This window comes from Streptomyces sp. CNP082 (genome assembly GCF_059570535.1).
Map to the genome: position 1 here is coordinate 74,076 of NZ_JCANSZ010000021.1, position 16,836 is coordinate 90,911.

Consider the following 16,836-nt stretch of genomic DNA (forward strand, 5'->3'; position numbering starts at 1 on the left):
GCGGCTCAGGCCTTGACCGAGCCCGCCGCCAGGCCGGAGCGCCAGTAGCGCTGCAGCACGAGGAAGGCGATGATCAGCGGGATGACCGAGATGAGCGAGCCGGTGATGACGATGTCGTGCCACGGCTGGTCGATGAGGTGGCTGCTCCAGAAGTACAGCCCCAGCGTCAGTGGCCACAGTCGGTCGTCGGAGAGCATCATCAGCGGCAGGAAGAAGTTGTTCCAGATGCCGACGAACTGGAACAGGAAGATGGTCACCAGCGCGGGTGACATCAGCCGCAGCGCGACGGTGAGGAAGATCCGCAGCTCGCCCGCGCCGTCCATGCGCGCGGCGTCGACCAGCCCATCGGGTACGGAAGCGGCGGCGTAGACCCGGGCGAGGTAGACGCCGAAGGGGGAGACCACACTGGGGATGAGCACCGACGCGTAGGTGTTGACCACGCCGGTTTCCGAGGCGAGGAGATAGAGCGGGAGCGCGAGCAGCGGCGGCGGGATCAGCACCGAGCCGAGGATCACCGCAAAGACCGCCTCCCGCCCCCGGAAGGCATACTTGGCCAGGGCGTAGCCGGCCATTGCAGAGAACAGGGTGGCCAGGAACGCGCCGCCGACGGAGTACAGCACGCTGTTGGCGATCCAGCGTGCGAACGCGCCGTCGTCGTGGTCGAAGACCTCGGAGACGTTGTCGCCCAGGTTGACGCTCTCGCCGAACCAGAATCCGTTGCTGCCGAAGAGGTCTCCGCTGGACTTGGTCGCCGACAACAGCAGCCACCACACGGGCAGCAGAAAGTAGCCGGCGACAGCAAGCAGCACGACCATGGTGCTGAGCTGCGCGGTGGGAGAGCCGCGGCGCGCCGTACGGCGCGGTCGCCGCCTGGGCCGCGGGCGCTCGGGGGTCACAAGTGGTGCGGTCACGAAGATCCTCGGGAGGTCAGGCGCAGGAAGCCGTACGAGAGCACGAAGGTCGCGGCGGCCAGCACGATGGAGATGGCGGCGGCGAAGTTGTAGTCGTTGAGACCGAACGCCGCCTGATAGGCGAACATCACGGGGGTGTAGCTCTCACTGATCGCCGGCGTCATGCCCTTGAGCACCGTCGGTTCGCTGAACAACTGCAGCGTGCCGATGATGGAGAACACCCCGGTGAGGGTGAGTGCGGGGCGCACCATCGGCACCTTCACGTGCCATGCGATACGCCAGCCGGAGCAGCCGTCCACCTCCGCCGCCTCGAACAGCTCCCGGGGTACGGACTGCAGCGCGGTATAGATGATCAGCATGTTGTAGCCCGTCCACGACCAGGTGACGATGTTGCCGATCGAGAACAGCACCACGTCGGTGGAGAGGAAGTCGACGTCGGTGCCGATGGCGTCGCCGAAGTCCACGAGCGGGCTGAGGCCGGGCATGTACAGGAATGCCCAGAGGATCGCGGCGATCACCCCGGGGATCGCGAACGGCAGGAAGTACGCCACCTGGAAGAACCGCGACAGACGCACCACCGTGGAATCCAGCAGCAGCGCCAGCAGCAGCGCGAGGCCGAGCATCACGGGCACCTGGACGACGCCGAACGCGACCACCCGGGCCACGCCGGAGAGGAAGTCGGAGTTTTCGAACACCCGGGTGTAGTTGTCCAGGCCGGTGAAGACGGTCTTCGTCGGCCCCAAGCCGAGACCGGACCGCTGCACCTTGAACAGGCTCTGGTAGATCGCATAACCGATGGGGATCGCGTAGACCCCGATGAACAGCACACCGAAGGGGGCCAGCAGCATGGCGGCGGCGCGGGAGCGGCGGGCGGTGGGGCCGCGCCGCCGGCCCGCGGACCGGAACCGGCCGTGCCTCGCGGATGGGGAGGCGGAGGACACGGTCGGTTCCGGGGCCGGAGAGACCATCTGGATCATTCCTGGACCTTCAGGCCCTTCGACTTCATGGCGTCCACGGTGCTGCGCTGCATGGCATCGAACGCGGCGGGCAAGGTGGACTTGCCCGCGTACGCCTGTCCGGTCTCCTCGACCAGGTCGGCCTGCATCTGGTTGTAGGTCGGGCCCCACTGCCAGTTGGTGTCGGTGTGCTGCGCGGCCTCGGCGAACACCTCGAAGATGTTCTGCCCGCCGTAGTAGTCGATGCCCTTGTTGACCTCCGGCAGCTCAAGACCGGCGGTGGCGGCCGGGTAGATGCCCGTCGTCGTGATCAGATTCTTCAGGCTGTCGGTGTTCGTGCTCATCCAGGTCGCGAACTCCACGGCCTCCTCCTTGTTCTCGCAGCCCTTGAGGACCGCGGTGGAGGAGCCGCCGTCGTTGCCGAACTTCTGCTCGCCCTCGGCCCACTGCGGCAGCGGGGCCACCGCGAACTTCCCCGCGGCCTTGGGCGCGTTCGCGGCGATCAGCGGGTGCAGCCACACCGGCCCGATCGCGGTGGCGATCTTGCCGGACTGGAGCGAGCTCCACATGGCGGCGCCGAAGCCCTCGTCTGTGGCGACGAAGCCCTTGTCGGTCAGGTCCTGCCAGTACTCCGCCACCTTCGTGGTCTCAGTGCCGTTGATGTCGACGGTCCAGGCGTCGCCCTCGATGCCGAACCACTTTGCGCCGGCCTGCCAGGACAGTCCGGGCAGGGAGGTGGCCGGGCCGTTCACGATGTACGCATCCGGGTCGGCATCGTGCAGCTTCTCCGCGGCCTCGGCGTACTCTTCCCAGGTCTTCGGCACCTCGATGCCGTGCTCGGCGAAGACGTCCTTGCGGTAATACATGGCCATCGGCCCGGTGTCGACCGGGATGCCGTAGGTCGCGCCTGCCGCGCTGACCTGGTTCCAGGTCCATTCGACGAACTGGTCCTTCGCCGCGCTCGCCTCCTCGGTGACGTCCTCGAGGGCGCCTTCGAGGAGGAATGTCGGCACCGATTCGTACCCCACCTGGGCCAGGCATGGCGCGTTGCCTGCCTTCACGGCGGAGAACATCTTCTGGTAGCCGCCCTTGTTGCCTGAGGGCAGTTTGCTGTACTTGATCTTGATGTCTTCATGGCTGGCGTTGAACAGCTCAACCGATTTCTCGTAACCGGGCGCCCACCCCCAGAATTCCAGGGTCACCGGGCCGTCGGCCGAGGCATCGCCGCCACCGTCTTCACCGCCGCACGCCGCCAGCGGCAGCGCCAGTGCGCCGACAGCGAGTGCCGCGGCCAGCCGCCGCCGGGCACCACATGTGGTTCTCATTGCTTTCTCCCTCTGCCGTGCGACGGAGTACGTCGTCGCACTTGTGTTGCCGTAGACTCGCGTCCGAGGGTCTGCGAAGGCAATGGACATTCGACGCCATGTTTTGGACTATTGTGAGCAGGTCTGCCGTGTGAGTCGGTCTGGATCAGACTCGGTGTAACAATTTGGGTGTGAAAACCACCGGACCCGTGATCACAGCCAGCGAAGTCAGACCACCGGCGATCAGGAAAACCCGCCTGCCCATGATTTCTCCAATTCGCTGTGCCTCTCGCTCCCACGAACGAGCTAGGCCGGTCTCCACGCACTTCCGATGCGGTCAGTGCTGCCGCTCCTTGTCGCGGGGGTCCGCTTCCGGGCTCGTGGCCCGAACCTCGAATCGCCAGAGCGAATAGCCGAAGGAGGACGTGCGCTTGATCCCTTGCATGCGCACATAGCGGCCCGTCGCCGGTGCGAAGGTGAACTCGTCCACGCGGGCACCCGCCGGCTTGCCGCTGACCGCGGCGACCGTCGTCCAGTTCTCCGCGTCGTCGGACACCTGGATGTGGTAATCCTGGGCGGATGCCGTCTCCCAGTCGAGGAGGACGCGCCGGACGGTCTGCGAGCCGCCCAGGTCCACCTGGATCCATTCACCGTCCCGGTAACCACTGGACCATCGGGTCTTTCCATCTCCGTCGGTGGCGTTCTCCGGTCCAAGGCTGGACACTTCGGACGACGACGCCGTGGTCGGCTGATGCAGAGCCAGGTCCGGTGCGTCGAAGACGCGCATGCTCCACAACGCGTAGCCGTCCTGCTTCCGGCCCGCCTCGCTACCGAGGAGCCGTACATGCCGGGCCGTGACCGGATCGAAGGTGAGCGTGTCGGAACCCGCAGTTTCACGACCGGTGCGGTGTGCGACCGTGGTCCAGGTCGTGCCGTCGCCCGACACCTGGATCTCGTAGTCCCGCCCGTAGGCGGGCGTCCAGTCCAGTTCGACCCTGCTCACGACCTGCGGGCGACCGAGGTCCACGCGAAGCCACGCGTGGTCTCCAGGGCCGCTCCCCCACCTGGTGGTGGTCACCCCGTCGAACGCCGCGCCGGGCTCGCCGGCGGATGCGGTGGCCTGTCTCCCCAGACTCAGCTCTCCGTTCGACGCGGCGGCCAGCGTCGTGGCGACCTTCGACAGTCCGGTGCCTGCGCCGAGCCTGCGCACGGTCGTGAGGAAACTGCTGTACGGCGTATCCGATGTGGTCCCGCTCCACATCTTCTGGGCCAGCACGCCGAAGGTGGGCTCGACCAGCCCGTGTACGTCCAACTCGGTGTAGGTGGATTGGGTCAGGTCGTTCCAGACGGCGGACATGGCGCCGAGCAGTTGAGGGTCTCCGGGTTCGACACTCTGGCCGCCGGGAAAGACATGGGGCTCCCAGTGGTCGTAGAGATACTTCCCGTCCAGCCCACGGCCGTGGTAATAGTTCGCGAACGGAACGATGTAGAGCAGGGCGTCATTGGTGTTGATGAAGGAGTACCCGTCACGCTTCGCGGCTTGCGGTCCGTACCACCCGTTGTTCCAGCTATTGAGCGTGACATCGCGGTCGTAGCCCTCGGAGTCTGACGCCATGACGGCCAGACTTCCCCAGGCCCGCGGATGTTTCCCGAGCGTGCGGATATGGGCCGCCATCTCGTTGAAGTAGGTCTTGTAGCGGGGTTTGTCCACGGTGTATTCATCCGCGCCGAAGTGCACGTCCTGACTGCGGAACCAGGGGACGAACTCGTCGAACACCGACTTCATGAACGCGGTGGTCTCCGGCTTCGACAGGTCCAGGTGGTCGGAGTCGCCGTTGTTGAGTCCCAACGATGGCCGGTACCGGATGAACGCGAGCGAGTGGGCGGGCGCATCGATCTCGGGGATGATCGTGACGCCGTTGGCGGCGGCCGTGTCCTCGAAGGAATCCCAGTCCCGTCGGTCGTAGGCTCCGTCCTTCGAAGCCAGCCCGCTGAACTCTGGGTTGTCGGTCTTGAGCCGGAAGCCGGCCTGGGCCTCACTCCAGGGCCGGTCACCCTTGAATCCGTTGTCGTTGAGATGCAGTTGCAGTTCATTGAGCTTGAACCAGCCCATGAGCCGCACGTAGTCCCGGATGAAGTCCGCGGTGAAGAAGCGCCGCCCGACGTCCAGCATGAAACCGCGCACCTTGTAGTTCGGCCAGTCCACGGCGGTACCCACGGGCACGGAGTCACGGGCGTCGTCGAGAAGCAGGATCTGCAGGAGGGTGCGCGTACCGTAATAGACTCCCTTTACGGTCCGTGCGGTGATCCGCACTGTCGCATCGGTGACCGCGAAGGTGTAACCCTCTTCGTTGAACCGGGTGCCACCTTCCGCTTCGGCTAAAGTGGGATCGACGGACAGCACGATGTCGCCGTCCTGCGGGGTTCTGGGCGAGATATCCAGCCTTCGCCCCGTCACCTGCTCGATCTCGTTGAGAAGAGTTGCACCCTGGTCACTGAGTCCTCCGCCCTGTTCCCCGGTGACGATGATCCGGCTGTGCCGGCGCAACTCGAAGGAACCCGTACCACCCTCCCAGTCCTGCAGGGCGGGCACCACCGTGGGCTTGCCGTTGACGGGCGCGGGTCCAGCACTCGCCGGTGCGGCGGGAGCGGCAAGGGCGAGCAAGACCAGCAGACACAAGAAGTGTCGCGACTGAACTCTCATGTGGGCTCCAAGCGTTCTCGATGGGATCGGTGCTGGAGACTCGTGGGCATTCCGCGGCGCCGGGTATTCGACCTGCCTCGTCGAACCTGAGCGGTCATGCAACGGTGGGTGTGGGGTGGGGAGAGAGGAGAGCGAACCGCCACGTGGGATGGGCAGCGGTCACGGTGGCGACGGCGTGGCAGGCGCGTTCGCGCAATCCGCGTGGTCCGCCCCGTCTGCCCCAACCGACCCGAGGTGAAGTGCACAACGAAGGGTGCCAACCATAGTTCATACCCTTCCGTAAGAACGAAGGGCAAATAAAGGGCTAAATAGGGACATATCTTACAGCCTCATCAGAGCCTGGCGCCTCACCTCCCCGACGGCATGACTGATTAGTACGATGCAGCCTGCACCTGGCCACCCGCCGAGTCAATACTTAGTTAGGATCCATCTGTACGTCGCCCCAGATCAGCACCGCCCTGGCCCGCAGGAGCGGGCGGCACTCGGCGGCCAGGAGACGATGCGAGCAGCCGTCAGGTTGCCGTCCGGGCCCTCCTCAGGGACGGCCAGCCGCGCCTCTGTCAGCAGGCACGGAGGTCTCCGCCGAACCGTGCAACGACGGTGCTCGCTCTGCCCTGAGGCCGCTGGTCAACTCTCACTAGCTGTCACATATTTGCGATACATGTGAGATGAGGGTGGGCGGACGGCACCCAAGCTCTCGGCTCCAGGTACGCGGCCCGGTTCGGTCACCTTCTACCTGCACCCACCGCGGCGGCCTTCTTGGCGGGCCACCGCCCGTCCGGCAGGCTCACTTCTGCCCCTGTGCGAAGTACGCGGCTACGTCGGGTTCCATGGGAGGTACGTCGACGGGCCTTCCGCCGTCCCGCAACGACATGGTGGCTGCATAGCCGGCCGCAACCGCTTCGCGGGCCGCCAGTGGCGAGGTGACGGTGGCCCCGCCCTCGCGCACGAACTGCAGAAACTCGGCGACCACGAGCGGATCGGCGCCGCCGTGGGTGCCGGTCCCCGCCGGGATGGGCACCGTCAGATCGGCCTCGGCGCGGTAGTCGGAGCGGCGGTTCCACAGCCGGATCTCCGCGCCTTCGGAGTCGCCGAAGTTCTCCAGGCGCCCCTCGGTGCCGATCACCGTGTAGTTGCGCCAGTAGTCCGGTGTGTAGTGGCACTGCTGGTAGCTGGCGAGAACTCCGTTGTCCAGCTGCATCTGCATCATGCTCAGGTCCTCCACGTCCACCACCGGATTGAGGCCGGTCAGGCTGAGCGGCGGCCAGTTCTCGTACGACAGCCAGTCGGTCATCCGCTGGCCGCTTCGCTCGCGCCGCGACTCGATGGCTCCGTAGACCGTCAATCCGCCCATGGCGTTCACCCGCCGTGTGTAACCGCCGGCCAGCCAGTGGACGACATCGATGTCGTGGGCACCCTTCTGCAGCAGCAGACCGGTTGTGCAGCGCCGGTCGGCGTGCCAGTCCTTGAAGTAGAAGTCCCCGCCGTGGCCGACGAAGTGGCGGCACCAGACGGCTTTCACTTCGCCGATCGCACCTCCGTCGATCAGCTCGCGCATGGCCACCACGACCGGCATGTGCCGCATGTTGTGGCCGACGTACAGGCGGGTCCGGTGCGCGCGGGCGCCGGCGAGCAGCCGGTCGCAGCCCTCGGTGGTGATTGCCATCGGTTTGTCCAGGAACACCGGGACGCCGGACTCGAGGAAGCTCAGGCCGATCTGCTCATGGGTGTGGTCCGGGGTCAGCACGAACACGCCGTCAAGCCCCAGGTCGAGCAGTTCGCGGTGGTCCAGAGCGGTCCTCACCTGAGGACCGAAACGTTCACCAGCGAGGGCGAGCCTCCGCGGATCGCGGTCACAAACGGCGGCCACCACCGAGCCCGAGCCGGGCCGGTGAGCAAGCTCGGCCAGGTCGCTGCGGATGCCCAGACCGATGATGCCGAGCCTGATGTCGTTCAACAGAGTTTCCTTTCACAGATTTCGATAAATTACATCTTTTGCTCATGTAAGTGAGGCTTGCTGAGGCAGCGGATCACGTACGCCCGGTCAGCTCCCCGTGCTGGTCGACTGTGTCGCCGCCATCGGCGCCGAGCACAGGTTCGACCACCGCAAGTAACGACGGTTCCGACTCCCGCCCAGGCCGTCACGAACACGTGAACGGCTCCGCCCAGGCTGTCGCCGGCCTCCTGCCGGGTCGGCAGATCACGGACCTGGCACAGGCACGGCAGACATGAACACCGAGCCCCGGCGGAGCCCTCGGCGCCTCGCCGTCGCACGTGCACCAGCTCGCCAGGCAGACTGCTGGTTCCTGTCGCGGATCCGGCCGCTGAACCGGACCGACGGGCGCGCCGTCTTCCATGCCTCACGCGCTCGGAGACACCGATCTACGTCACGATACAGGTAGGATGGATCGGATACATACAGGGATTGCGAGAGCCGGCTTCGCCCCCCTTCCAGGGGCCGTTCAGGTTCGTGGGGGTGCTGGCGGCGCCGTTCACAGGCAGTTCCACCCGCCGAACCGAGGGGACAAGGGCCAGTCAGAGCGAGAGGGAGCACCGCGGCTACGATGGGCAAGTGTCCGGGCCCGCCGGATCCTGGCGCCACGAACCTACATGTGATTCACTGAGCACGATTCTCATTATGTATCAGAAGCATCTGCTGGCGTCGAGACCAGGGGCTACTCAAGCCAGCTCCAACAGGGGAAGCGAGGGAGAGGTCGTTGACTGACTCAGAGAGGATCTCCGCGCCAGCGCCGACGAGCACGGTCCGCGGCTACCGCCCCGGCTACGAGCTGGCGGCGGAACGCATCCTCGAGTACGTCATCCGGGCGGGACTTCAGCCCGGAGACCGACTCCCCACGGAGAAGGACCTCGCCGACAAGGTGGAGACGAGCCGGACCGTGGTCCGGGAGGCGGTGAAGATCCTCTCCGCCCTGGGGCGGCTCTCCGTTCAGAAGGGCCGGGGCATCTACGTGGCCGAGCCCGAGCAGTCATCCTGGCAGCAGTCGTTCGCCAACTTCCTGCCCGGAGACCTGAGGCAGGTCGACGAGCTCTTTGAGTTCCGCCGCAACCTTGAGACCACCGCCGCAAACCTGGCCGCGCAGCGGGCCACCCCCGCGCAGGTCAAAGCTGTGCGAGAGACCGCACGGGAGTCCGCCGACGCGGCGGGGCGGGACGACATCGACGCTTTCACTCTCGCCGACGAAGCCTTCCATGCCAGCATCGGGGCTGCTGCTGCCAACATGTTCTACGCCTCCACCATCGACGCGTTGCGACGCCTGCAGCGTCAGGTCACGACCATTGGCCTGGCCGGCGTCGCAGGCGGATCTCTGCGCGTGGCAGCCGACCAGCACCAAGCCATCGCCGAGGCCATCGCCGCCGGTGAATCCAGCCGTGCCGAGGCACTGATGGCTGAACACATCGACATGACCGCCCAGCAGTTCCAACGGGAGATCTGGCGCCGCATCACACCCAGCGACGACACGCACTCGTAGAACCCCAACCCGACCGAGCATGAGCACGGCTTCGATGCTGTCCAGATTGTTGCTTCCCACTCCATTCTGAGCCTCGTCAGCACTCCAAGGAGAAGCTTCCCGGCATCGGCCCCGGCATCCTTTCGCGCGTTGCTGCAGGAGCCGTCACGAGATCGCATGCCCATCCAGCTCATCGGCAGACGGTCACACTCGCCGACCGCGTCCTTGCCGGGCACCACGTCGGCGACCAGGCCGCAACAGCCCCAGACGACCGGACGAGCCGTCGGATCGGTCAGCCGATCCACGACAAGCCCATGCCAGGTATGGCCGGGAGAAGGGACTCACCACATGCAGCGCGTCGCGCAGGTCATCCACGTCCGCCCGGAGAAGCTCGACGAATACCGCGAGCTGCACCGCAATGTTCCGGAGCCGGTACTCGACATTCTCCACCGCAGCCACATCGCGAACTACTCCATCCATCTGCTCGGCGACCGGCTTTTCAGCTACTTCGAGTACCACGGCGAGGATCTGGAGGCGGACCTTGCCCGGATTGCGGCTGACGAACACTCCCGGGCGTGGTGGAAGCGCACCGATCCATGTCAGCACCCCGTGCCGGAGGCCGCACCAGGCAACTGGTGGACGCCCATGGAACAGGTCTTCCTCATGGAGTAGCCGACGGAGCACATACCACCGTCCGTCTCGTGCGTGAGCCGAATTCCGGCCGCACCGCAGGAAGGAACCACGGTTGACCGACCCGCTGCGTCCTGTCGCCTGCGGCCAGGAGCGCCCCGAGTCGATCGCTGCACACCGCTGCCCCGACGGCCGACCGTTCCTGTCCCGGAACAGGCATAGCCGTGCGGATCGGCCCGTCCGTCTCCTGTCTCAGCGACGTGCATACCCGCAGGGCAGCAAGTCCGAGGGCCCTCATTGCAAAGGAGTGACGCATTGTCATGAATGCCCTTCCTGACCGCGTCGATGCGCACCACCACATCTGGGACCTGAACGTTCGCGACCAGGACTGGATCACCGGTCCCGAACTCTCCCCGCTGCGCAGGAATTTCTCCGTGGCGGACCTGGCCCCGCTCGCCCGGGCGGCGGGAGTCGGTGCCACCGTCCTCATCCAGACCGTCACCGTCGCCGATGAGACCCCCGACCTGCTGGCCGCCGCGGCAGAGCACGACCTCGTCCGGGCGGTCGTCGGCTGGACCGACCTCACCGCCCCCGATGTGGCAGAGCAGATCAGCCGCCTGCGCGAGTTGCCCGGCGGTCGGCACCTCGCCGGGATCCGCCACCAGGTCCAAAGCGAGCGGGACCCGGACTGGCTGACCCGCCCGGAGGTATTGCGCGGTCTGCGCGCCCTTGCAGACGCCGGTCTGGTTTACGACTTGGTGGTCACGCCGCACCAGCTGCACGCCGCCCGGCATGCTGCCTCCGAGGTTCCAGAGCTGGTCTTCGTCCTCGACCACCTGGGCAAGCCTCCCATCTCAGCCGGGTCCCTGGAGCCGTGGGCGGGCGAGGTGAGCCGCCTGGCCTCGATGCCCAATGTGATGTGCAAGCTTTCCGGGCTGGTGACCGAGGCCGACTGGGCGTCCTGGCAGATCGACGACCTGCGCCCGTACGTCGACTGGGCACTCGAAGCATTCGGGCCTGACCGGATGATGTTCGGTTCCGACTGGCCCGTGTGCTACCTCGCCGCCACCTACGACGAGGTCGTCGCCTCCGCCGAGGCGCTCACTCAAGGGCTGAGCCCCGCCGAACTGACGTCGGTCTGGTCCGGCACCGCAACACGGGTGTACCAGCCGGCAGGCTGATCCATGGCTGCGAAGGCGCCGTGCAGGTCACCGGCTGCACGGTGACACCGCGCGCCGCGACGGGCGTGCGGGCGGACCGGCCGGTGTCTTCGCGCATGTGCGTGGAGACCACCGCTCGGTCGCCGTCTGCCAGGACGCTTACGGCATCCGCTGCCGTGATGCCGGGACCGGCGGGATACTGATCCGGACGGCCGAGTGCGTCAGCGCGGCGTGGGCCGCCTCGATGCACGCAACGCTCGGCGAGGACGGGCGGGCGACCAGACCCGTGCGCCGTCTGCGCGGCACGGGGCGGACCTCGACGGCTCCGCCGCGCGGGCGGGTCTGCGCCCGGCCGAAGTCTCCAGCAAGTCACCGGCCAACGTCATGCGGGGCCTAGAATTAACCCGATCTCTGGGGCCGATATGCCGGTAATACTTGGTCTATAACCCGTCGATCGAGGGGATGCGATCGGATGAATTCTCACCCGGACCGGCGAAGCGACCCCGGTCCCATCCCTCACACATCCCACGCCCGCATCACCCCGTCACCCTCGGTGAGGCTCCGTGGCAATGGCCGCTGCGTGTCTGGGAATCACTTCGAACGCAGCCGCCGACGCGGGAGCCCCCGCAACACCCCACAAGGAGGTCCCGTGAAGCTTCCGCCTACGCCCCCCGAGCTTCACTCCCAGGCGAACCGGACGGCCTCGTCTGTGCCCGGGCGACACCGGCCGGTGCCTGACTTCCGGCGCGGCCTGACACCTGCAGATGAGGGCCCGGCCACATGACCACTCCCCAGATCACCGCCGTCGACACGTACGACATCCGTTTCCCGACGTCACGACTGCTCGACGGCTCCGACGCCATGAGCACCGACCCCGACTACTCCGCCGCCTACCTGGTGTTGCGCACGGACGCCGAGGACGGTCTGGAGGGGCACGGCTTCGCCTTCACCATCGGCCGTGGCAACGAGGTGCAGGTCGCCGCCATCGAGGCGCTGCGGCACCACCTCGTCGGCCGCCCGGTGAATGCGCTGTGCTCGGACCCCGGCTCGGTGAGCCGCGACCTGACCGGTGACAGTCAGCTGCGCTGGCTGGGGCCGGAGAAGGGGGTGATGCACATGGCAATCGGCGCCGTCGTCAACGCGGTGTGGGACCTGGCCGCGAAGCGGGCCGGCAAGCCGCTGTGGCGGCTGCTCGCCGAGGCCGAGCCGGAGTGGCTGGCCGGCCAGGTCGACTACCGCTACGTCGAGGACGCGCTCAGCCAGGCCGAAGCCCTCGCCATCCTCGAACGAGGGCGCGAGGGCGCGCTGCAGCGTGCAGCGCACCTGCGGGTCGTGGGCTATCCCGCGTACACGACATCCGCGGGCTGGCTCGGCTATCCCGATGACAAGGTCATCCGACTCGCCAAGCAGGCTGTCACGGACGGCTTCGCGCAGATCAAGCTGAAGGTCGGAGCCGACCTGGACGATGACAAACGGCGCTGCCGCGCCGCCCGCGCGGCCGTGGGTCCCGGCATCCGCATCGCGATCGACGCCAACCAGCGATGGAACGTGGACGAAGCCGTGGAGTGGACACGTGCACTGGCGGAGTTCGACCCCTACTGGATCGAGGAGCCCACCAGCCCGGACGACATCCTCGGGCACGCGGCGATCCGGGCCGCCGTCGCCCCCGTCAAGGTGGCCACCGGTGAGCACGTGCAGAACCGGATCGTCTTCAAGCAATTGCTGCAGGCCGAGGCCATTGATGTACTCCAGCTCGACGCCGCGCGGGTCGGCGGGGTGAACGAGAACCTCGCCATCCTGCTGCTGGCGGCCAAGTACGGCGTTCCGGTCTGCCCGCACGCGGGCGGCGTGGGGCTCTGCGAGCTGGTTCAGCACTTGTCGATGTTCGACTACGTGGCGCTGTCGGGGACCACCGAGGACCGGGCCATCGAGTATGTCGGCCACCTGCACGAGCACTTCACCGATCCGGTTCGGATCGTGCAGGGCCACTACGTCGCTCCGTCTGCCCCCGGTTTCTCCGCGCAGATGCGCCGGGAGTCCATCGACACCTACCGCTTCCCCGGCGGCACGTTCTGGGCCGCCGACGGCGCCGCAAATACGGAGGCCGTTGCATGACCGGCCCGCAATCTGACGTCAGCGACCTGCACGGGCTGAGGGCCGTCGTCACAGGCGGCGCCTCAGGTATCGGCCTCGCCGCAGCGCAGCTGCTGGCGGGCCGTGGCGCCGATGTAGCGGCACTCGACATCACGGTCGACGCCGCCGGATCACCGCTGCGCGGCTACGCCGCGGACGTCGCCGATGACAGCTCGGTACGGGCCGCAGTCCAGCAAGCAGCAGGCGACATGGGCGGCATCGACATCCTCGTCAGCAGCGCCGGAATCGGCGCTGTCGGGACGATCGAGGACAACGACGACACCGAGTGGGAGCGGGTGCTCGGCGTCAACGTCCTCGGCATCGTGCACGCCACCCGGGCCGCCCTGCCGTACCTGCGTACGTCGACGCGCGCCTCGATCGTCAACATCTGCTCCGTCGCCGCGACCGCCGGGCTGCCGCAGCGGGCGCTGTACAGCGCAAGCAAGGGGGCGGTGCTCTCGCTGACGCTTGCGATGGCTGCCGACCACTTCCACGAGGGCATCCGCGTCAACTGCGTCAACCCCGGCACCGTGGACACCCCCTGGGTGAGCCGGCTGCTGGACCAGGCCCCGGACCCGGTGGCCGAGCGGGCCGCGCTCGACGCCCCGCAGCCGCTGGGCCGCCTGGTGACTGCCGGGGAAGTGGCCGCAGCGATCGTCTATCTGGCGAGCCCGGTGGCCTCCTCAGTGACCGGCACCGCCGTGGCGGTGGACGGCGGGATGCAGGGGTTGTGGCTGTGAAGGGAGGAGCTGTGACGCGCACGGCACGTACGTCGCCTCCACCAAGGAGGGGCCGCTGCTGGAGCCGCGCCCATCACCGTCCGTCACCGTCAAGTCCGGGACCTGTCCGTATGTGATCAGCACTGGATCACCGGCCCGGGTTCGCGCCGCTGCCCGTACACCCGGCGGGCGACATCTGCCCTCCGGCCCGCGTGCACGGACTGATCCGACACTGAACATCCGTGCTTGGCTATAGTGGTATTTGTACAGAAATGCGCTGCCGAGAACTCCAGGTCCGATCACATGCCTGACCGCTGGGTGACGAGCCCCTCCCCCGAATACGGCAGCCGGAGCCGTGGGACGTCTTATCCAGTTCCGAGGGGGGTTCGTTATGCCCGGGGCTGAGATGGAGCCTGGACGGGCAGACGACTTCCCGATCGACCTGCCCTGTCTGGCCGCCGCCGTTTTTGACGCCCACGGCGTGGTGGTCGGCTGGACAGACGCCGCCGAGCGCCTTCTCGGCTACCGCGCCGACGAGGTACTCGGCCAGGAGGCCAGGGTGCTGCTGATGCCGTCTCCCGGCGGGAGGACGGAAGACAACACACGGGAGCTACCGGGAAAGGACCGAGTGGCGGCACGGCACAAGGACGGCCATCGAGTCGACCTGGGTGTGCGGATTTCTCCGATGCCCGGTCTGGACGGCAGCTACTGGTTGGTATGCGGCGTCGATCTGGCCGTCGCCCCGTGGTGGAGCCTCAGCCAGTCGGTACTGGACCGATTCCTGACCCGGTCGCCGTTCGGCATCGCAGTGCTGGGGACCGATCTGAGATACATCTGGGTCAACAAGACGCTCGAGCGAATGGCCGGAGTGTCCAAGGAAGAGCGTCTCGGGCGCCGGATGAGCGAGGCGCTTCCCCGGCTTGCCTCCCCTGCCGTGGAAGCGCAGATGGAGCACGTCCTTGAGACAGGACGGCCTGTGCTCGACTTCGAGTACCGGGGCTATACCCCGGCCGACCCCGAACGACAGCACACGTACTCCACGTCGTTCCTCCGACTCGACGACGACGGCGGGCGCGTCATGGGCGTCTGTTACATGGGGATTGACGTCACCGACCGCTGGCGGGCCAAGGAGCGGCTCGCGCTGCTGACCGAGTCGGCTGGCCGTATCGGCAGCTCGCTGGATATCACACGCACCGCGCAGGAACTGGCGTCCTCCGTGGTGCCGAAACTGGCCGACTTCGTCGCCGTCGATCTGCTCGATTCCGTGCTGGCAGGGGATGAGCCGACGCCACTTCTGGCACAGCGCAGCCCGCCACTTCGCAGAGTGGCGCAGGACTCCGTGGAGCAGGGGTGCCCGGAGTCGACGGTGGCGATCGGTCAGCCGACCGGACACGGGCCCCGGTCGCCGATGGTCCGCTCGCTGCTGGACGGGCGTGCCGTGCTGCAACGGAACATCGACCCCGACAGACAGCGATGGCTCGTTGATGATGTGGTCCGTGCAGAGGCGGTGCGCAGATTCGACCTGGGCTCGCTGATGGTGGTACCCGTGCGAGCGCGTGGCATCCCCCTGGGCGTAGCCCTGTTTCTGCGGCGCCGGCACAACGGACCGTTCTACGACGACGATGTGCGCCTGGCGCAGGAAGTCGTCTCGCGTGCCGCGGTCAGTCTCGACAACGCGCGGCGGTACACCCGCGAGCGCAAAGCCTCGCTGGCATTGCAGCACAGCCTGCTCCCGCAAGCGCTGCCCAGCAGCACGGCGATGGATGTCACCTCCCGCTATCTGCCGGCGAATGCCCAGGAGGGCGTCGGAGGTGACTGGTTCGACGTCATCGAGCTGTCCGGCGCCCGGGTCGCCCTGGTGGTCGGCGACGTGGTGGGCCACGGGATCAACGCCGCGGCCACCATGGGACGGCTGCGCACCGCGGTCCATACGCTCGCGGCTATGGACCTGGCGCCCGACGAGCTGCTCGCCAGCCTGGACGACCTCGTCATCCGCATGATCGGGGAAGGGACTTCCAGGAATGGGGCAACCGCTGTCTCCCTCCTCGGCGCCACCTGTCTCTACGCCGTCTACGATCCGGTCAGCCGGCGATGCACCGCAGCCCGAGCCGGTCATCTGCCGCCCGTCGTCGTATCCCCCGACGGAGACGTCTTCGTTCCCGACCTGCCTGCTGGACCTCCGCTCGGCCTGGGAACGTTGCCGTTCGAGTCCGCGGAGTTCGAGCTCGGCGAAGGCGGCCTCCTCACCCTGTTCACCGACGGTCTCGTGGAGTCCCGCGAGCGGGATCTGGCGTCGGGCCTCGACAGGCTGATCGCAGCGCTGGGCCATCCCGAGGTATCGCTGGAGGCGATCTGCGACAGAGCTCTGAGCAGCATGGGCGACACGCCACAGACTGACGATCTGGCCCTCGTCGTCGCCCGGGCACATGCCCTGGGACCCGAGCAGGTGGTGTCCTGGGATCTGGCCCCCGACCCCGCGCGAGTGGGTGAGACCCGCGCCCTGGTTGCAGACGCACTCGCGGTCTGGGGTCTGGAAGATCTCACGGATATCACGCAGCTTATCGTCAGCGAACTCGTGACCAATGCGGTCCGCTACGCCGTCGGCCCGATCCGGCTCCGCCTCATCCGGCACTCCGTGCTCATCTGCGAGATCACCGACGGCAGCAGCACAGCACCACGCATGCGTCACGCGCGAGTGATGGACGAGGGGGGCCGCGGGCTGTTCCTCGTCGCACAGCTCGCGCACCGCTGGGGGACACGGTACGTCCCGGACGGAAAGACCATCTGGGCCGAGCAGACGCTGCCCGCGCAGCCTCAAAGCTGAGCGGGCGCAAGGCTCTGGCAATGCA

At 67.2% G+C, this 16,836-nt stretch carries 11 protein-coding genes; 6 read left to right on the top strand and 5 right to left on the bottom strand.

Features of this window, described 5'->3' with window-relative positions; genetic code table 11:
• Nucleotides 1-5 precede the first annotated feature (5 nt).
• The 5 genes from B124_RS18465 to B124_RS18485 form a co-directional block, all read right to left on the bottom strand.
• Entirely contained in the window at nt 6-911 is a 906-nt protein-coding gene (locus tag B124_RS18465; protein WP_496503973.1) for a carbohydrate ABC transporter permease, read from the bottom strand.
• On the bottom strand, nt 908-1,879 hold the full coding sequence (locus B124_RS18470; protein WP_496503974.1) for a carbohydrate ABC transporter permease: 972 nt from the start codon (nt 1,877-1,879) through the stop codon (nt 908-910). Before B124_RS18470 ends, B124_RS18465 begins: the two co-directional genes overlap by 4 nt.
• Nucleotides 1,880-1,884: 5 nt before the next feature.
• Nucleotides 1,885-3,192 (bottom strand): ABC transporter substrate-binding protein, encoded by a 1,308-nt coding sequence (locus tag B124_RS18475; RefSeq protein ID WP_496503975.1) that lies wholly within the window; start codon nt 3,190-3,192, stop codon nt 1,885-1,887.
• A 316-nt stretch (nt 3,193-3,508) separates the two neighbouring features.
• The gene (locus B124_RS18480) at nt 3,509-5,836 is read right to left on the bottom strand and encodes a glycoside hydrolase family 20 protein (RefSeq protein WP_496503976.1); all 2,328 of its coding nucleotides are present in this window, start codon (nt 5,834-5,836) and stop codon (nt 3,509-3,511) included.
• An 826-nt stretch (nt 5,837-6,662) separates the two neighbouring features.
• A complete protein-coding gene (locus B124_RS18485; RefSeq protein WP_496503977.1) occupies nt 6,663-7,832 on the bottom strand; it encodes a Gfo/Idh/MocA family protein in 1,170 nt (389 codons plus the stop codon).
• A 760-nt stretch (nt 7,833-8,592) separates the two neighbouring features.
• Here B124_RS18485 and B124_RS18490 point away from each other — a divergent pair.
• The 6 genes from B124_RS18490 (at nt 8,593) to B124_RS18515 (ending at nt 16,811) form a co-directional block, all read left to right on the top strand.
• Nucleotides 8,593-9,366, top strand: a complete 774-nt coding sequence (locus tag B124_RS18490; protein WP_496503978.1) for a FadR/GntR family transcriptional regulator — start codon at nt 8,593-8,595, stop codon at nt 9,364-9,366.
• A 327-nt stretch (nt 9,367-9,693) separates the two neighbouring features.
• Nucleotides 9,694-10,017 carry an L-rhamnose mutarotase gene (locus B124_RS18495; RefSeq protein ID WP_496503979.1) on the top strand — a complete coding sequence of 108 codons (324 nt, stop codon included), beginning with the start codon at nt 9,694-9,696 and terminating at the stop codon, nt 10,015-10,017.
• A 278-nt stretch (nt 10,018-10,295) separates the two neighbouring features.
• The gene (locus tag B124_RS18500; RefSeq protein WP_496503980.1) at nt 10,296-11,156 is read left to right on the top strand and encodes an amidohydrolase family protein; all 861 of its coding nucleotides are present in this window, start codon (nt 10,296-10,298) and stop codon (nt 11,154-11,156) included.
• A gap of 759 nt (nt 11,157-11,915) precedes the next feature.
• Nucleotides 11,916-13,250: an enolase C-terminal domain-like protein gene (locus B124_RS18505; RefSeq protein WP_496503981.1), complete on the top strand. Its 1,335-nt coding sequence runs from the start codon at nt 11,916-11,918 to the stop codon at nt 13,248-13,250.
• A complete protein-coding gene (locus B124_RS18510) occupies nt 13,247-14,008 on the top strand; it encodes an SDR family NAD(P)-dependent oxidoreductase (protein ID WP_496503982.1) in 762 nt (253 codons plus the stop codon). The genes B124_RS18505 and B124_RS18510 overlap by 4 nt, the downstream gene beginning before the upstream one ends.
• 370 nt (nt 14,009-14,378) lie before the next feature.
• A complete protein-coding gene (locus B124_RS18515) occupies nt 14,379-16,811 on the top strand; it encodes a SpoIIE family protein phosphatase (RefSeq protein WP_496503983.1) in 2,433 nt (810 codons plus the stop codon).
• The last annotated feature ends 25 nt before the right edge of the window (nt 16,812-16,836 follow it).